At 66.6% G+C, this 16,163-nt stretch carries 15 protein-coding genes and 2 pseudogenes; 14 read left to right on the top strand and 3 right to left on the bottom strand.

Annotation, left to right across the window (positions count from 1 at the left end; all coding sequences use genetic code 11):
* The first annotated feature begins 29 nt into the window (after window positions 1-29).
* The 10 genes from kdpF (at window position 30) to PG2T_RS02350 (ending at window position 10,832) form a co-directional block, all read left to right on the top strand.
* On the top strand, window positions 30-119 hold the full coding sequence (gene kdpF / locus PG2T_RS15935; protein ID WP_068802658.1) for a K(+)-transporting ATPase subunit F: 90 nt from the start codon (window positions 30-32) through the stop codon (window positions 117-119).
* The gene (kdpA, locus tag PG2T_RS02390; RefSeq protein WP_068802657.1) at window positions 119-1,915 is read left to right on the top strand and encodes a potassium-transporting ATPase subunit KdpA; all 1,797 of its coding nucleotides are present in this window, start codon (window positions 119-121) and stop codon (window positions 1,913-1,915) included. The genes kdpF and kdpA overlap by 1 nt, the downstream gene beginning before the upstream one ends.
* Window positions 1,916-1,940: 25 nt before the next feature.
* Window positions 1,941-4,007, top strand: coding sequence for a potassium-transporting ATPase subunit KdpB (kdpB, locus tag PG2T_RS02385; protein ID WP_068802656.1), 2,067 nt, complete (start codon window positions 1,941-1,943; stop codon window positions 4,005-4,007).
* Window positions 4,008-4,018: 11 nt separating this feature from the next.
* The gene (kdpC, locus tag PG2T_RS02380) at window positions 4,019-4,606 is read left to right on the top strand and encodes a potassium-transporting ATPase subunit KdpC (protein WP_068802655.1); all 588 of its coding nucleotides are present in this window, start codon (window positions 4,019-4,021) and stop codon (window positions 4,604-4,606) included.
* Window positions 4,578-7,334, top strand: a complete 2,757-nt coding sequence (gene kdpD, locus PG2T_RS02375) for a two-component system sensor histidine kinase KdpD (protein ID WP_472382573.1) — start codon at window positions 4,578-4,580, stop codon at window positions 7,332-7,334. The genes kdpC and kdpD overlap by 29 nt, the downstream gene beginning before the upstream one ends.
* Window positions 7,316-7,999 carry a two-component system response regulator KdpE gene (kdpE, locus tag PG2T_RS02370; protein ID WP_068807599.1) on the top strand — a complete coding sequence of 228 codons (684 nt, stop codon included), beginning with the start codon at window positions 7,316-7,318 and terminating at the stop codon, window positions 7,997-7,999. Before kdpD ends, kdpE begins: the two co-directional genes overlap by 19 nt.
* 97 nt (window positions 8,000-8,096) lie before the next feature.
* Window positions 8,097-8,414, top strand: a complete 318-nt coding sequence (locus PG2T_RS02365; protein WP_068802653.1) for an urease subunit beta — start codon at window positions 8,097-8,099, stop codon at window positions 8,412-8,414.
* Window positions 8,411-10,117 (top strand): urease subunit alpha, encoded by a 1,707-nt coding sequence (gene ureC / locus PG2T_RS02360; RefSeq protein WP_068802652.1) that lies wholly within the window; start codon window positions 8,411-8,413, stop codon window positions 10,115-10,117. The genes PG2T_RS02365 and ureC overlap by 4 nt, the downstream gene beginning before the upstream one ends.
* A 69-nt stretch (window positions 10,118-10,186) precedes the next feature.
* Window positions 10,187-10,429, top strand: a complete 243-nt coding sequence (locus PG2T_RS02355) for a hypothetical protein (RefSeq protein WP_068802651.1) — start codon at window positions 10,187-10,189, stop codon at window positions 10,427-10,429.
* Window positions 10,413-10,832, top strand: coding sequence for a putative toxin-antitoxin system toxin component, PIN family (locus tag PG2T_RS02350; RefSeq protein WP_068802650.1), 420 nt, complete (start codon window positions 10,413-10,415; stop codon window positions 10,830-10,832). Before PG2T_RS02355 ends, PG2T_RS02350 begins: the two co-directional genes overlap by 17 nt.
* A 143-nt stretch (window positions 10,833-10,975) precedes the next feature.
* On the opposite strand, the pseudogene PG2T_RS16915 reads toward PG2T_RS02350, so the two are convergent.
* Window positions 10,976-11,212, bottom strand: a pseudogene (locus PG2T_RS16915) (helix-turn-helix domain-containing protein); the annotation flags it as partial.
* 26 nt (window positions 11,213-11,238) lie between these two features.
* Between PG2T_RS16915 and PG2T_RS02340 the strand changes: the two are divergent.
* Window positions 11,239-11,622, top strand: a complete 384-nt coding sequence (locus tag PG2T_RS02340) for a hypothetical protein (RefSeq protein WP_145930961.1) — start codon at window positions 11,239-11,241, stop codon at window positions 11,620-11,622.
* Between the two features lie 370 nt (window positions 11,623-11,992).
* Here PG2T_RS02340 and PG2T_RS16910 read toward each other — a convergent pair.
* Window positions 11,993-12,109 (bottom strand): annotated as a pseudogene (locus PG2T_RS16910) (REP-associated tyrosine transposase); the annotation flags it as partial.
* 199 nt (window positions 12,110-12,308) lie between these two features.
* Here PG2T_RS16910 and PG2T_RS02335 point away from each other — a divergent pair.
* The 3 genes from PG2T_RS02335 to PG2T_RS02325 all read left to right on the top strand — a co-directional run bounded on the left by PG2T_RS02335 (window position 12,309) and on the right by PG2T_RS02325 (window position 14,379).
* The gene (locus tag PG2T_RS02335) at window positions 12,309-12,770 is read left to right on the top strand and encodes a CoA-binding protein (protein WP_068807596.1); all 462 of its coding nucleotides are present in this window, start codon (window positions 12,309-12,311) and stop codon (window positions 12,768-12,770) included.
* 12 nt (window positions 12,771-12,782) lie between these two features.
* Entirely contained in the window at window positions 12,783-14,066 is a 1,284-nt protein-coding gene (locus PG2T_RS02330; RefSeq protein ID WP_068802647.1) for an O-acetylhomoserine aminocarboxypropyltransferase/cysteine synthase family protein, read from the top strand.
* Window positions 14,067-14,166: 100 nt separating this feature from the next.
* Complete coding sequence (locus tag PG2T_RS02325; RefSeq protein ID WP_068802646.1) at window positions 14,167-14,379, top strand: hypothetical protein; 213 nt, start codon at window positions 14,167-14,169, stop codon at window positions 14,377-14,379.
* A 103-nt stretch (window positions 14,380-14,482) separates the two neighbouring features.
* Here PG2T_RS02325 and gloA read toward each other — a convergent pair whose 3' ends face one another.
* The gene (gloA, locus tag PG2T_RS02320) at window positions 14,483-14,872 is read right to left on the bottom strand and encodes a lactoylglutathione lyase (protein ID WP_068802645.1); all 390 of its coding nucleotides are present in this window, start codon (window positions 14,870-14,872) and stop codon (window positions 14,483-14,485) included.
* Window positions 14,873-16,163 lie beyond the last annotated feature (1,291 nt).

The raw sequence follows: 16,163 nt of genomic DNA, 5'->3' as shown, positions 1-16,163 counted from the left end.
GGCTGCGGTCGCCTGCCGGGAGCGGCGCCATGAGTGTGGTCTATCTGATCGGCGGCGCGCTGGCGGTGGCGTTGCTCGGTTATCTCGTCTACGCCCTGATCCGGGCGGAGGAGTTCTGATGACCTCGCAATCCTGGGTGCTGCTCGCGGTTTATCTGACGGTACTGCTGGCGACGGTGAGGCCGCTTGGCCTGTACATGGCGAAACTGATGGAAGCACCGCGCTGGCGGCCGCTGGCGCGGCTCGAGGCCGGCGTGTTTCGCTGGTGCGGCATCGGTCGTGAGGAAATGGGCTGGCTCCAGTACGCCTTGGCGGTGTTGCTGTTCAGCCTGGTCGGATTCTTCGTGGTGTACGCGCTGCAGCGCCTGCAGCTATGGCTGCCGCTCAATCCGCAGCGGATGGCGAACGTCACGCCGGATTCGAGCTTCAACACCGCCATCAGCTTCGTCACCAACACCAACTGGCAGGGCTACGGCGGCGAGGCGACCATGAGCTACCTCTCGCAGATGCTCGGGCTCGGGGTGCAGAACTTCGTCTCGGCCGCGGCCGGCATCGCGGTGCTGTTCGCCCTGATTCGCGGCTTCGCGCGTCATTCGGCGCAGACCATCGGCAATTTCTGGGCCGATCTGTACCGCGTCACGATCTATCTGTTGCTGCCCTTGTCGTTCGTCTTTGCGCTGGTACTGGTCAGCCAGGGCGTCGTCCAGAACTTCTCTGCGTACCAGGAAGTCACCACGCTCGAACCGGTGAGCTACGAGGCGCCGAAGCTCGACACGGCCGCGCAGCCGGTGACGGATGCCGCGGGTAATGCCGTCACCGAGACCGTCGCCGCGAGCACCCAGACCTTGCCGATGGGGCCGGCCGCCTCGCAGATCGCCATCAAGCAGTTGGGCACCAACGGCGGCGGCTTCTTCAACGTCAACTCCGCGCATCCCTATGAGAACCCGACGCCGCTGTCCAATTTTCTTCAGACGCTGGCGCTGCTGCTGATTCCTGCCGCGCTCTGCTACACCTTCGGCAGGGCCGTGGGCGACACGCGCCAAGGCTGGGCGGTGCTGGCGGCGATGACGGTGATCTTCGTCGGCGCTGCCATCGCGGTCATGAGTTTCGAGCAGCAGGGCAATCCGCTGCTCGCCCAGCTCGGCGCCGATCAGACGGTGAGCGCGCTGCAATCGGGCGGCAACATGGAGGGCAAGGAGACCCGCCACGGCATCGGCGCCTCGGCACTGTGGGCGGCCGCGACCACCTCGGCCTCGAACGGCTCGGTCAACGCCATGCACGACTCCTTCACGCCGCTCGGTGGCCTGGTGCCGATGGTGCTGATGCAGCTCGGCGAGGTCGTGTTCGGCGGCGTCGGTTCGGGCCTGTACGGCATGCTGGTGTTTGCCATGATGGCGGTGTTCATCGCCGGGCTGATGATCGGCCGCACGCCCGAATACCTCGGCAAGAAGATCGAGGCCTTCGACATGAAGATGGTGGCGATCGCGATCCTGATGACCCCGGCGCTGGTGCTGCTCGGCACCGCGCTTGCTGTGGTCACGGACGCCGGCAGGGCTGGGATCTTCAATCCCGGCGCCCATGGTTTCTCTGAAATCCTCTACGCCTTCTCGTCCGCCGCCAACAACAACGGCAGCGCCTTCGCGGGTCTTGGCGCCAACACGCCGTTCTTCAACGGCTGGCTGGGCGTCGCGATGTGGTTCGGGCGCTTTGCCGTGATCGTGCCGGTGCTGGCGATAGCCGGCTCGCTGGCGGCCAAGAAGCGTCTGGCGCAGGGGCCGGGCACGCTGCCGACCCATGGCCCGCTGTTCGTGGGACTGCTGGTCGGCATCGTGCTGCTGGTCGGCGCGCTGACCTATGTGCCGGCGCTGGCGCTGGGGCCGGTGGTCGAGCATTTGATGCTGTGGCCTGGCCACTGAAATTGATCACCCTGGGGCAACCATCATGACGACCAAAAGCCTTTCGCTGTTCGATCCCGTCCTGCTACGGCCGGCGCTGGTGGATGCGCTGCGCAAGCTCGATCCGCGCGTGCAATGGCGCAACCCGGTGATGTTCGTGGTGTATGTCGGCAGCGCCTTCACCACCGCGCTGTGGCTGCAGGCACTGATTGGCACGGGCGAGGCACCGGCCTGGTTCATTGGCGCCACCACGGTGTGGCTGTGGTTCACGGTGCTGTTCGCCAATTTTGCCGAGGCGCTGGCCGAGGGCCGCAGCAAGGCGCAGGCGGCGGCGCTGCGGGCCACCAAGAAGATGATCCTGGCCAAAAAGCTGCGCGAGCCCCGCTTCGGCGCCGACTGGGAATCGGTGCCCGGCACCGATCTGCGCCGCGGCGATGTGGTGCTGGTCGAGGCCGGCGACATGATTCCGGCCGACGGCGAAGTCATCGAGGGCGCCGCCTCGGTCAACGAGAGCGCCATCACCGGCGAGTCGGCGCCGGTGATCCGCGAGTCGGGCGGCGATTTCTCGGCCGTCACCGGCGGCACCACGGTGCTGTCGGACTGGATCGTGGTGCGCGTCACCGCCAACCCCGGCGAGACCTTCGTCGATCGCATGATCGCGCTGGTCGAGGGTGCCAAACGGCAGAAGACGCCCAACGAGATCGCGCTCACCATTTTGCTGGTGGCGCTGACGCTGATCTTTCTGCTGGCAACCGTGACGCTGCTGCCGTATTCGCTGTTCGCAGTGGCCACTGCCGGGGCTGGCAGTCCGGTCACGGTGACTGCGCTGGTGGCGCTGCTGGTGTGCCTGATTCCGACCACCATCGGCGCGCTGCTGTCGGCCATCGGCATCGCCGGCATGAGCCGCATGCTGGGCGCCAACGTCATCGCCACCTCCGGGCGCGCGGTGGAGGCGGCCGGCGACGTGGACGTGCTGCTGCTCGACAAGACCGGCACCATCACGCTGGGCAACCGTCAGGCGGCGGCCTTTCTGCCGGTGGCGGGAGTGACCGAGCAGGAACTGGCCGATGCTGCCCAGCTCGCCTCGCTGGCCGATGAAACCCCCGAGGGGCGCAGCGTGGTGGTGCTGGCCAAGCAGCGCTTCAATCTGCGCGAACGCGACATTCATGCGCTGGGCGCGACCTTCGTGCCGTTCTCGGCGCAGACGCGCATGAGCGGCGTCAATTTGGGCGACCGGCAGATCCGCAAAGGCGCGATGGAGGCGATCCGCATGCACGTCGAGGCCAACGGCGGCCACTTTCCGGGCGATGCGATTCAGGCGGCAGAGGAAGTGTCGCGCCGCGGCAGCACGCCGCTGGTGGTGGCAGACGGTGCGCGCGTGCTGGGCGTGATCGAGCTCAAGGACATCGTCAAGGGCGGCATCAGGGAGCGCTTCGCCGAGCTGCGGCGCATGGGCATCAAGACGGTGATGATCACCGGCGACAACCGCCTGACCGCCGCCGCCATCGCCGCCGAGGCCGGCGTGGACGACTTTCTCGCCGAGGCGACGCCCGAGGACAAACTCAAGCTGATCCGCCAGTACCAGGCCGAGGGCCGGCTGGTGGCGATGACCGGCGACGGCACCAACGATGCACCGGCGCTGGCCCAGGCCGATGTCGCGGTGGCCATGCACAGCGGCACCCAGGCGGCGAAGGAGGCCGGCAACATGGTCGATCTGGACTCGAATCCGACCAAGCTGCTGGAAGTCGTGGCGGTCGGCAAGCAGATGCTGATGACCCGCGGCGCGCTGACCACCTTCAGCATCGCGAACGACCTGGCCAAGTATTTCGCCATCATCCCGGCGCTGTTCGTGGCGATCTACCCGCAGCTCGATGCGCTCAATGTCATGGGGCTGGCCAGCCCCATGTCGGCCATCCTGTCGGCGGTGATTTTCAATGCCCTGATCATCGTGGTGTTGATTCCGCTGGCGCTGAAGGGCATCGCCTACCGGCCGCAGGGCGCCGGCGTGGTGTTGCGACGCAACCTCGCAATCTACGGCCTGGGCGGAATCATCGTTCCGTTCCTGGGCATCAAGCTCATCGATCTGGGCCTCACGGCGCTGGGTCTGGTGTAAGGAGCATCGTCATGACATCCCTGTTACGTCCCGCACTCTCGCTGTTCGCGCTGCTGAGCGTGCTGACTGGGCTCGCCTATCCGCTCGCGGTGACCGGAGTCGGCCAGTTGTTGTTTGCGCATGCGGCCAATGGGTCGATCCAGGCGGTGAACGGCAAGCCGGTCGGCTCGGCGCTGATCGGCCAGCCCTTCACCGGTGCGCAGTACTTCTGGGGCCGGCCCTCGGCCACCGGCCCGCAGCCCTACAACGCCGCCGCATCCGGCGGCTCGAACCAGGGGCCGCTCAACCCGGCGCTGACGGATGTAGTCAAGGTGCGCGTCGCGGCGCTCAGGGCCGCCGATCCCGGCAACGACAAACCGGTCCCGGTCGATCTGGTGACCGCCTCCGGCAGTGGTCTCGACCCCGACATCTCGCTCGCGGCTGCGCGCTTCCAGGTGACGCGGGTGGCGAAGGCGAGAAGCCTGCCGGCCGAGACCGTCCAGGCGCTGATCGAGCAGCAGGCGGCGCGCCCGTGGCTCGGCGTCCTCGGCGAGCCACGGGTGAACGTGCTCAAGCTCAACCTGGCGCTGGATGGCCACGAGGCGCAGCCGCTTGACTGAGGTCCCCGGCCGCCCCGACCCGGATGCCCTGCTGCGACAGGTGACCGCCGATGAGGCGGCGGCGCGGCGCGGCAAGCTGAAAATTTTCTTCGGGGCGGCGCCCGGCGTCGGCAAGACCTACGCCATGCTCGCCGCCGCCGGCCAGGCGCACGCGCAGGGCGTCGACGTGGTGGTTGGGCTGGTCGAAACGCATGGCCGGCCCGAGACCCAGGCCCTGCTGGACGGGCTCGAAATCCTGCCGCGCAAACCCGTGCAGCATCACCAGCGCGCGCTGACGGAATTCGACCTCGACGCTGCCCTCGAACGTCGCCCGGCGTTGCTGTTGGTGGATGAACTCGCCCACTCCAATCTGCCCGGTTGCCGGCATCCCAAGCGCTGGCAGGACGTGGAGGAACTGCTCGCCGCCGGCATCAATGTCTGGACCACGCTCAACGTGCAGCACTTGGAGAGCCTCAACGACGTGGTGGGCGGCATCACCGGCGTGCGCGTCTGGGAGACGGTGTCCGACCGGGTATTCGACGCCGCCGACGAGGTGGCGCTGGTGGACCTGCCGCCGGATGACCTGCTCACGCGGCTCAAGGAGGGCAAGGTCTACCTGCCCGAGCAGGCGGCGCGGGCCGCCGAGCATTTCTTTCGCCGCGGCAACCTGATTGCGCTGCGCGACCTGGCGCTGCGACGCACCGCCGAGCGGGTCGATGCGCAGATGCAGGGCGCGCGCCTGGCCACGCCCGGCAGCCAGGTGTGGGCCACCAGCGAATCGCTACTGGTGTGCCTGGGGCCGGGCGACACCGACGGCAAGCTGGTGCGCACGGCGGCGCGCCTGGCGAGCCGGCTGAACGCCCATTGGCACGCGATCTACATCGAAACGCCGCGCCTGCAGCGGCTGCCGGAAGCGCAGCGCGGCGCCATCCTCGCCATGCTCAGGCTGGCGCAGGAGATGGGGGCGGAAACGGCGGTGCTGGCGGCGCCGGATCTGGTGGATGCGGCGCTCGACTACGCTCGCGAGCGCAATCTGGGCAAGATCGTCATCGGTCGGCGGGCGCGACCACAGCGGCGTTGGTGGGGCCAGTTCATGCGTCGGCTGGGCGAGCGCGCGCCGGACATCGACCTGATCGCGGTGGCGCGCGGCGGTGACGATGGGCGCCCACCGCAACGCCGTGTGGCGGTTGACGACGCGCCCGCGCCTCGGATCGCCAAAGCGATCTGGCCGCGTTACGTCGCGGCGGCGCTGCTGTGCCTGGGCATCACGGCGCTGGCCGCGCCCCTGCGGCATTACCTCGAGCTGACCAACATCGTCATGCTGTTCCTGCTCGGCGTGGTGCTGGTGGCGTTCCGCTGGGGGCGTGGGCCAGCCGTGCTGATAGCGGTGTTGTCGGTGGCGCTGTTCGATTTCTTCTTCGTGCCGCCGCATCTGACCTTTGCCGTCAGCGACGCCCAATATCTGCTCACCTTCGCCGTGATGCTTATTGTCGGCCTCGCCATCGGCCATCTGACCGCGCTGCTGCGCTATCAGGCGCGCATCGCCGGCCACCGCGAAGAGCGCATCCGCAACCTCTACCAGATGGCCAAGGCGCTGGCCTCGGCATTGAGCGAGTCACAGGTGGCGGCGATCAGCGACCGCTTCGTGGAGGCGAGCTTTCGCGCCCAGGCGACCGTGCTGCTGCCCGATGCCGCCGGTAAGCTCCTGCCCGGGGATATCCAAGCGCCGACCGTCGATGTCGCCGTCGCGCAGTGGTGTTTCGATCACGGCGAGCCGGCCGGCATCGGCACCGACACCCTGCCGGCCGCCAGCGCCGCCTACCTGCCACTGAAGGCACCGGTCGGGGTGCGCGGCGTGCTGGTGGTGGCGCCGAGCCACCCGCGCCTGCTGCACATCCCAGAACAGCGCCGCCTGCTGGACACCTACGCGGCGCTGATCGCGATGGCGCTGGAGCGGCTGCACTTCGTTACCGAAGCGCACGGCAGCCAGCTGGGCGCCGAATCCGAACGCCTGCGCAGCTCGTTGCTGGCGGCGCTGTCGCACGATCTGCGCACGCCACTCACCGCACTGGTGGGCCTGGCCGACACGCTCACCCTGCAACTGCTGGCGGTGCAGGCGCCGGAAAGCGAAACTGCCGCCGCCATCCGCGACCAGGCGCTGCGCACCAGCCGGCTGGTCGACAATCTGCTGGAAATGGCGCGCCTGCAATCGGGCACGGTGCAGCCGCGCAAGGACTGGCTGGCGCTGGAGGAGCTCATCGGCGCAGCGATCAAGGCGCTGGAGCCGTCGCTCGCCGGCCATCCGTTGCAAACCGACCTGCCGGCCGACCTGCCGCTGGTGCAGGGCGATGCCGTGATGCTGGAGCGGGTACTGGTGAACCTGATCGACAACGCCATCAAGTACACGCCGCCCGGCACGCCGCTGGGCATCACTGTCCGCACGCAGGGTGACGCGCTGGAAGTGGCGGTGTGGGACGAAGGCCCCGGCCTGCCAATCGGCCAGGAGCGGATCCTGTTCGAGCGCTTTGCCCGCGGCCAGCGCGAATCGGCCATTGCCGGCGTGGGCCTGGGTCTGGCCATCTGCCAGGCCATCGTCGACGCCCACGGCGGGCGCATCCGGGCCGAGAATCGCCCCGCAGGCGGCGCGCGCTTCGTGTTCACCTTGCCGCTGACGGCGCCCCCGGCTGTGCCGATCGAGGGAGGCCTGCCAGGCCATGTGGGGGAAGGGCCATCGACGGCAACATCCTGATCGTCGAGGACGACCCCACCATCCGCCTGTTCGTGCGCCGCGCGCTGGAGGGTGAAGGCCTGCGCGTATCCGAGGCGCAGACGCTGGCGCGCGGCCTGATCGAGGCCGGTACGCGCAGGCCGGATCTGGTGATCCTCGATCTGGGCCTGCCCGATGGCGACGGCCGGGACTTCATCATCGCGCTGCGCGCCTGGAGTTCGATGCCGGTGATCGTGCTGTCGGCGCGGGTCGAGGAAACCGACAAGGTCGCGGCGCTCGATGCCGGCGCGGACGATTACCTCACCAAACCCTTCGGTGTCGCGGAGCTGCTGGCGCGGGTGCGGGTAGCGCTGCGCCGCAGCCGGGCAGGCGAGGGCGGCGAACCGGTGCTGTTGCTGGGGGATGTGACCGTCGATCTGGCACACCGCCGCGTAACCCGCGACGGGCAGGACATCCACCTGACGCAGACCGAGCTGCGCCTGTTGGCGGCGCTGCTGCGCCATCCCGGCAAGGTGCTCACCCAGCGCCACCTGCTGCGCGAAGTCTGGGGGCCGGCGGCGGTGGAGCAGGGCCACTACCTGCGCATCTACATGGCACGCCTGCGCCACAAGCTGGAGGTCGACCCCGCCCGGCCGGTGTTCCTGCTGACCGAAACGGGTGTGGGTTACCGCTACGCGCCAGCCTGAATCCTCATGGGAAGGTTTTTCTGGCGCGTGGATTGCTTGCCGTGCAGGCGTGGCGCAACTCAGGCGCCGAGCAAGGCAGTCCAGAGGAGCACACCGCATGATCCCCGGAGAACTCGACACCGCCCCCGGCGAGATTGAACTCAACGCCGGCCGGCCAACCATCACCCTGGCCGTCGCGAACACCGGCGACCGGCCGATCCAGGTCGGCTCGCACTACCACTTCGCCGAGACCAACCCCGCGCTGCGTTTCGACCGTGCCTTCGCGCGTGGCATGCGGCTCGACATCCCGGCCGGCACCGCGGTGCGCTTCGAGCCGGGCCAGACGCGCGAAGTGACGCTGGTGGCCTACGCCGGCACGCGCGAGGTGTACGGCTTTCGGGGCGAAGTCATGGGCCAACTGGAGGCGCAGCCATGAGCCGCATCAGCCGCCGCGCCTATGCCGAGATGTTCGGCCCCACCACCGGTGACCGCGTGCGCCTGGGCGACACCGAGCTGTGGATCGAGGTCGAGCGCGACTTCACCGTCTACGGCGAGGAAGTGAAATTCGGCGGCGGCAAGGTGATCCGCGACGGCCAGGGCCAGAGCCAGGCTACCCGCGCCAGCGGCGCGCTCGACACCGTCATCACCAACGCGCTGATCCTCGACCACTGGGGCGTGGTCAAGGCCGATATCGGCATCAAGGGCGGGCGCATCGCCGGCATCGGCAAGGCCGGCAACCCGGACGTGCAGCCGGGCGTGACGCTGGTCATCGGCCCCGGCACCGAGGTGATCGCGGGCGAGGGGCTGATCGCCACCGCCGGCGGCATCGACGCGCACATCCACTTCATCTGCCCGCAGCAGGTGGAGGACGCGCTGATGTCCGGCATCACCACCATGATCGGCGGCGGCACCGGGCCGGCCACCGGCACCAATGCCACCACCTGCACGCCCGGCGCCTGGCACCTGGCGCGCATGCTGGAAGCCGCCGAAGCGCTGCCGATGAACCTCGGCTTTCTGGGCAAGGGCAACGCCAGCCGGCCGGAGGCGCTCGTCGAGCAGATCGAGGCCGGCGCCATGGGCCTGAAGCTGCACGAGGACTGGGGCACCACGCCCGCTGCCATCGACTGCTGCCTCACCGTCGCCGATCAATACGACGTGCAGGTCGCCATCCACACCGACACGCTGAACGAATCCGGCTTCGTGGAAGACACGCTGGCCGCCTTCAAGGGACGCACCATCCACACCTACCACACCGAGGGCGCCGGCGGCGGCCACGCGCCGGACATCATCAAGGCCTGCGGCGCAGCCAACGTGCTGCCGTCCTCCACCAACCCGACGCGGCCCTACACGGTCAACACCGTGGACGAGCACCTCGACATGCTGATGGTGTGCCACCACCTGGACCCCGGCATCGCCGAGGACGTCGCCTTCGCCGAATCGCGCATCCGCCGCGAGACCATCGCCGCCGAGGACATCCTGCATGATCTGGGCGCGTTTTCGATGATCAGCTCGGACTCCCAGGCCATGGGCCGGGTGGGCGAAGTGGTCATCCGCACCTGGCAGACCGCGCACAAGATGAAGGTGCAGCGCGGCGCGCTGGCGCCGGACTCAGGTCGCGCCGACAATTTCCGCGCCCGCCGCTACGTGGCCAAGTACACCATCAACCCCGCCATCAGCCACGGCATCGCCCACGAGGTCGGCTCGCTGGAAGCCGGCAAGCTGGCCGACATCGTGTTGTGGAACCCGGCGTTCTTCGGCGCCAAACCGGCGCTGATCCTCAAGGGCGGCGCCATCGCCGCCGCGCCCATGGGCGACCCCAACGCCTCCATCCCCACGCCCCAGCCGGTCCACTACCGGCCGATGTTCGGCGCGCTCGGCCCGGCCATCGCCTCGACCTGCCTGACCTTCGTTTCCCAGGCCGCCCTGAATGCCGGCGTGCCCGAACGGCTCGGCCTCAAGCGCCGCGCCGTGGCGGTCAAAAACACCCGCGCCATCACCAAGCGCGACATGGTGCTCAACGACTACCTGCCGCTGATGGAGGTAGATTCGCAAACCTACGAAGTGCGGGCGGATGGCGTACTGCTGACCTGCGAGCCGGCCAAAGTGCTGCCGCTCGCGCAGCGGTATTTTTTGTTCTGAGGAAGAGGAAGAGGGAGAAGGGAATGATGGGTTACGCTGCGCTCCACCCATCCTACGCGAGCTTACCCAATGACCACCGTACAGATTAGCTTGCCCGGGCCGTTGGCCAAGGAAGCCGCCAAAGCCGGCCTGCTCACTTCGGACAAGATCGCAGCCTTGCTGCGCGAGCAGTTGCGCGCCGAGCGCCTCAAGCGCCTGCGCGCCGCTCGCGAAATGCTCGCTGCCGATCCGCTGCCGCCGATGACGGCCGACGAAATCCAAGCTGAAATCCGCGCCTACCGGGCCGGGCAGCGGCGTGCGCCTGGTCCTTGACACCAACACGGTCATTTCGGGGCTGCTGTGGGGCGGCCCATCCGGGCAGCTGATAGATGCCGCCGAAACGCAAGGCATCGAGTTGGCGTGCAGTACCGCGCTGCTGGCTGAGTTGGAAGGCGTGCTGAGTCGGCCCAAGTTCGCCAGGCAACTCGTCAGGCGCGGACTGCGTGCAGCTGATCTGTTCGATGGCTATGCGGCACTGGCCGTGCACGTGATCCCGGCCGAAACGCAGCGCGTCTGCCGCGATCCTGACGACGATCACGTGCTCGCCTGCGCCCTGGCCGCGCGGGCCGATGCCGTCGTCTCGGGCGATGACGATCTACTGACGCTGGGAAGCCACCAAGGCATTCCGATTCTGACTGCGGCGCAGGCGCTCAAAAAGCTCCGGTCCGGAGCTTGACGCGGAAGGCGGATCACGATCCGCCCTACGCGGGCTGCCGCTCGCGCAGCGGTATTTTTTGTTTTAACGTGTCGACGCAACAGCTCTCGCGAGTAACTGCAACCCGGAAGGCGGAATACGCTTCGCTATTCCGCCCTACGCGGGCTGAGCTTGCGCGGTGGCCGGGTGGCGGCCCGCCGTGCGGTGCGCAGCCCGTGGGCGGCTTCACTGGTGTAGCCCGCGTCGGGCGAGTGGTTGCGGGCCAACTCGCGGCTGATCGTGGAGGGCGAGCGATCCAGTGTGCGGGCCATGGCCCGCATACTGGCCTTCAGCCGGGCCATGCCGGCAATGACGACCCGCTCTTCAGGCCGCAGCTGCGTATACGAGGGTTGTTTTTCCATGGCAACACCTTACTCCGGGTGAGGTGTTGCACTTCAAACTTGAAACCGCCCCCCATATGAAGGTCTTTGCAATGCCAGACGTCCAAAACAAATACGCCGGCAGGCTCGAATACTTGGATGAGCCCGGACATCTTCAGGTCGATGAGCTTTTCATACGTGAGAGCCACATCTCCCTTTCTGGTGCTTCCGTTACGCCGGAATATGGCAGTTGGGCGTTCACAGCGGAGCTACCGCTCGTGCAGGGCATGTACCAACGGGCGTCGCTCCGCGCAAGCAAAGACGGCGTCGCAAGTGATCCGTTCGAACTGCGCATGCGTGTAACGCAAGGCGAGTCCGGTTGCCTTCTGGTCGATGGCATTTGGGTTGAGCGTTTCAGTTCAAGGTTCAAGGGCGTGTTGCATGTGGGCTAAGATCTCAATCCAGCGGACGCAAGCCCGCTATGCGGGTTCGCGCCGCTGATTTCGGAGGTTAGCCCTTTTGGGGGAAGATAGTCGTGGGTCAAAAAAAGGGCTTTCCCAAAGGGTCAGCGAGCGTAGGGTGCGCAAAGCGCAGCGTGCCTACGCGAACACGGCGCCAGTCGCCGCCAAGGGCTCGTCGAAAGCTCGTCAGAGCCGCGTGGGCACGGCCTTATGGCCTTTGACCACCCTACGCTCGCTTTCTGCGGGCGGTTTCAAGTTTGAAGTGCAACACCTCACCCGGAGCCCGCGTAGGGCGGAATAGCGAAGCGTATTCCGCCTTCCGAGAGCAAGGCGACTCGAAACTCACCCCGCGCACTGCTGATCCGGCGGCCCAGTCCGGGGGATAAACACCCCGCTCGACGTAGCGGTGAAACGATGAATACGGCCAGTCCACAACCCAGTCGGCGTGGCCGTGTTTCACGGGGTTGTGATGGATGTAGCCCAAGTTGGGCTGACGCAGGAAGCCCAACATCGTCTACACCGGGAACGCTGGAGTACAAAGATTGCCGGCTGCAACCCGCCGGACGAACCGCTTCTGTGCGTGATGCTTGGGTGAAATGCAAAACGCGCAGGCTTCGCAAATGCGGCGCAACGCGCTGCGCTCATTGCTCCCTACGCAGGACTGTTACGATCTGCGGATGGCCGACGACATCACAACCCTGCGCCGCATCCTGACCGCCTGCCGCACCATCGCCGTGGTGGGCCTGTCGGCGGACTGGAACCGCCCCAGCTACTTTGCCGCCAAGTACATGCAGCACCACGGTTACCGCATCGTGCCGGTGAACCCGCGCTATGAGGAGGTGCTGGGCGAGCGCTGCTATGCAAGCCTCGCCGACATCCCGCACGCGGTGGACATGGTGGACGTGTTCCGCCGCACGCAAGACGTGCTGCCGATTGCCGAGCAGGCGATCGCCATTGGCGCAAAATGCCTGTGGCAGCAGCTTGGCGTGATGAACCTCGAAGCCGACCGCCTGGCGCGCGCGGCGGGGCTCGATTCGGTGCTGGACCGCTGCGTGAAGATCGAGCACGCGCGCCTGTTCGGCGGCCTGCACTGGGCGGGCGTGAACACGCGCGTGATTTCCGCGCGCCGACCGCACTGAAGCGGGCACGCGATGGCTGACCGTCAGTTCAAGCCCGAGACGCTGGCCATCCACGCCGGCCAGATTCCGGACGCTGCCACCGGCGCCCGCGCGCTGCCCATCTACCAGACCACCAGCTTCGTGTTCGACAGCGCCGACCACGCGGCCTCGCTGTTCAACCTGCAAACCTTCGGCAACGTCTATTCGCGGCTGAGCAACCCGACCGTGGCGGCGCTGGAAGAGCGCGTGGCGGCGCTCGAAGGCGGCCGCGCCGCGGTCGCGTCGGCCAGCGGCATGGCCGCCGAGGCAATGGCGCTGATGACCCTGCTGGAACACGGCGACCACATCGTGGCGGCCGGCGCGCTGTACGGCGGCACGGTGACCCTGCTGGCGGTGAATCTGGCCAAGTTCGGTATCGAGACCAGCTTTGTGGATGCCACGCAGCCGGACGCCTTTGCCGCCGCCATGCGGCCGAACACGCGCGCGGTGTTCGCCGAGAGCCTGGGCAACCCGAGCCTGACGGTGCTGGACATCGCCGCGGTGGCCGACGTGGCGCACGCGCACGGCGTGCCGCTGGTAATCGACAACACGGTGCCGTCGCCATTCCTGTGCAACCCGATCGCCTTTGGCGCGGATATCGTGGTGCATTCGGCGACCAAGTACCTGGGCGGCCACGGCACCACGCTGGCCGGCGTGATCGTCGAGAGCGGCAAATTCCCCTGGGACAACGGCAAATTCCCGGGCATGACCGAACCCTCGCCCGGCTACCACGGCGTGAAGTTCTACGAGACCTTCGGCGACTTCGGCTTCACCATGCGTGCGCGCATGGAAACGCTGCGCGTGTATGGCGCGGCGCTGGCGCCGACCAGCGCGTGGCAGATCCTGCAGGGCATCGAAACGCTGCCGGTGCGCATGGAGCGCCACTGCGCGAATGCGCTGCGCGTGGCCGAGTTCCTGCGCGCCGACCCGCGCGTGAGCTGGGTGAGCTATCCCGGCCTGCCGGAGCATCCGCAGCACGCGCTGGTGCAGCGGCAGATGCGCGGGGCGTCCGGCCTGCTGGCGTTTGGGGTGAAGGGCGGCGTGGCGGCGGGCGTGCGCTTCATCGAATCCGCGCAGTTCATGAGCCATCTGGCCAACATCGGCGACACGCGCACGCTGATCATCCACCCGGCTTCCACCACGCACCGCCAGCTCGACGACGCGCAGCAAATCGCCGCCGGTGTGTTGCCCGACATGGTGCGCATGTCCGTGGGCCTGGAGCACGTGGACGACATCCTGTGGGACATCGATCAGGCGCTGGCGGCGGCCAGCGCGTAGGTTCCACGGGCGCGCGACGGGGCATGCCCCGCGTGGCGCTCGCCGCGACTGACGGCGGACGTCTCACCCGCACCGACCGGCAGCCGTTGCCGTGAGGGTCTTGCTGGCCGGCGTTGCTTATCTTGCAGCCCTGGCGGTGGTTGGGGCGCTTGCGTTGCTGGTCGTGATGGTTCTTGCCGGCCCGCACAGCGACCTGTTGCCCGGCGCGGCGCAGGGCGGGGTTCTGATTGTGGGCTGGCTGGTGGTTGTGGTCATTCCGGCCATGGCCGCGCGGCAGGTCTGGCGCCGCGCGGGCAAGCGCCCGGATCGGTAGGCGCGTGAATGGTGATGCTTGGGTGGGATGCAAAACGCACGGGCTTCGCACGCGTTTTTAAGGATGAGGGTGAAATCTGTGGGGATTCCTGCGTCCGCCCCAGCTACATGGACTTCTTCTGGATGAACTCGATCTTGTAGCCGTCGGGGTCTTCCACGAAGGCGATGACGGTGGTGCCGTGCTTCATGGGGCCGGCTTCGCGCGTGACCTTGCCGCCGCGTTCCTTCACGTTCTTGCAGGCCTCGTAGGCGTCGTCCACTTCCACGGCGATGTGGCCGTAGCCGTTGCCCAGGTCGTACTTGTCGGTGTCCCAGTTGTGGGTGAGCTCGATGACGGCACCCGCGGACTCGTCCTGGTAGCCCACAAACGCCAGCGTGAACTTGCCGTCGGGGTAGTCCGTGCGGCGCAGCACCCGCATGCCGAGCACGTTGGTGTAGAAGTCGATGGATTTGTCCAGGTTACCGACTCGCAGCATGGTATGGAGCAAACGCATGATGTGTTTCCTTGGCGTGGTTTGGGGAAGCCGTGCGGAAAAAAATGGGGTCAGGTACAAAGCAGAGTTTATACATTAATCTAGATTCCAGACCTGACCCCTGTATGGTGACCGCTGTATGGGCGTGCTCCTCGATGGAAGCGTTAGACGGCATTTCTAGAAACCCACAGCACAAAAAGAGTGCCGCCCGTAGCTACTTGAAGCCAGAAGGCAAGCTTTGTACTCCTGGCAAGAAAGGCGCCTGGCGAGGACAGCGTGCGAAGGACAAGACCCAAGACCAAGCCCGTGAGAAAGAGCCCGACCCATCCCAACCAAGCAACACCAACGCCGGTGCAACCAAACCCCTCGCACCGGAGGTGCCAAATGTCAACGGCCCAGGCGATGAGCGCGCCAACGAAGGCGATGTACACGACGGCCAGAGTCTTGCTTGTAGGGTTCTTCACGATTCCTGACGCCTGATATAAGGAGTTCATGTAGATACTGTTATCCGGCCACGGGATGCAAGGCCGGATCGTCACCCCGGCCCCATTTATCGTCACCCCGGCGAAAGCCGGGGTCCAGTCCCTCACCACTCTGGATTCCGGCTTTGGCCGGAATGACGAAGGTGTCGGAGTCACGTTGGGCTGACGCAGCAAGCCCAACACATTCAATCGTCGTCCGAAAAACACACTCGCGACGCCCCCGCGTCCTGCATTCCCCACACGAACCGCGAACAGAAAGCGCTCCTTCGGGCAGGTTGCGCCTGGCAACCTTTGTGTGCCGCTATCGGTGTATACGACGTTGGGCTTTCTGCGTCAGCCCAACCGGGCTGCGGGGCAACCCGGAAGGCGGAATACGCTGCGCTATTCCGCCCTACGCGGGCTGTTCGAGATTGGCGGAGAATGGCCTTCCGCAAACAGAGTGTAGTGTTGCCCTTTCAGATTTGGCTTGCAGATAGGTCAGTCGTACATGGCGAGAGATTGGCGAGTAAGTAACTATCATAAGATCACTTAACTCACAACGTGCCTGCGTTCGCGCGTAGGAGCCATTGCCCGTAAACGTAACCTGATGTGAGGTGCCGTGGTATTCCTCAATCTGAAACTGTCCGCTCAATCCCACTAAGGCAGAATGCATTGCCCGAAATAGTGGGATTTCGTTATGGGTGAACCCCCGCGTCAGCGATCGGAAGCTGGCATCAAAATTACTAGCGAAGGAAATTGCTGGATCAGCCATTACATCTCCATGTAGCGTAGTTCATGTAGGTTGGGCTGACGCAGGAAGCCCAACAGATTCAACCGTCGTCCGAAAAACA

The organism is Immundisolibacter cernigliae (genome assembly GCF_001697225.1).
GTDB classification, from domain to species: Bacteria; Pseudomonadota; Gammaproteobacteria; order Immundisolibacterales; family Immundisolibacteraceae; genus Immundisolibacter; species Immundisolibacter cernigliae.
The sequence above is the reverse complement of the archived record's forward strand: the minus strand, read 5'-3'. Positions and strand labels throughout refer to the sequence as shown.

Coding starts and splice junctions, on each gene's coding strand:
- kdpC (WP_068802655.1), top strand. CDS start 4,019: ATGACATCCCTGTTACGTCCCGCACTCTCGCTGTTCGCGCTGCTGAGC.
- gloA (WP_068802645.1), bottom strand. CDS start 14,872: ATGCGTTTGCTCCATACCATGCTGCGAGTCGGTAACCTGGACAAATCC.
- PG2T_RS02365 (WP_068802653.1), top strand. CDS start 8,097: ATGATCCCCGGAGAACTCGACACCGCCCCCGGCGAGATTGAACTCAAC.
- kdpF (WP_068802658.1), top strand. CDS start 30: ATGAGTGTGGTCTATCTGATCGGCGGCGCGCTGGCGGTGGCGTTGCTC.
- kdpD (WP_472382573.1), top strand. CDS start 4,578: ATGGCCACGAGGCGCAGCCGCTTGACTGAGGTCCCCGGCCGCCCCGAC.
- PG2T_RS02335 (WP_068807596.1), top strand. CDS start 12,309: ATGGCCGACGACATCACAACCCTGCGCCGCATCCTGACCGCCTGCCGC.
- kdpA (WP_068802657.1), top strand. CDS start 119: ATGACCTCGCAATCCTGGGTGCTGCTCGCGGTTTATCTGACGGTACTG.
- kdpB (WP_068802656.1), top strand. CDS start 1,941: ATGACGACCAAAAGCCTTTCGCTGTTCGATCCCGTCCTGCTACGGCCG.
- ureC (WP_068802652.1), top strand. CDS start 8,411: ATGAGCCGCATCAGCCGCCGCGCCTATGCCGAGATGTTCGGCCCCACC.
- PG2T_RS02330 (WP_068802647.1), top strand. CDS start 12,783: ATGGCTGACCGTCAGTTCAAGCCCGAGACGCTGGCCATCCACGCCGGC.
- PG2T_RS02355 (WP_068802651.1), top strand. CDS start 10,187: ATGACCACCGTACAGATTAGCTTGCCCGGGCCGTTGGCCAAGGAAGCC.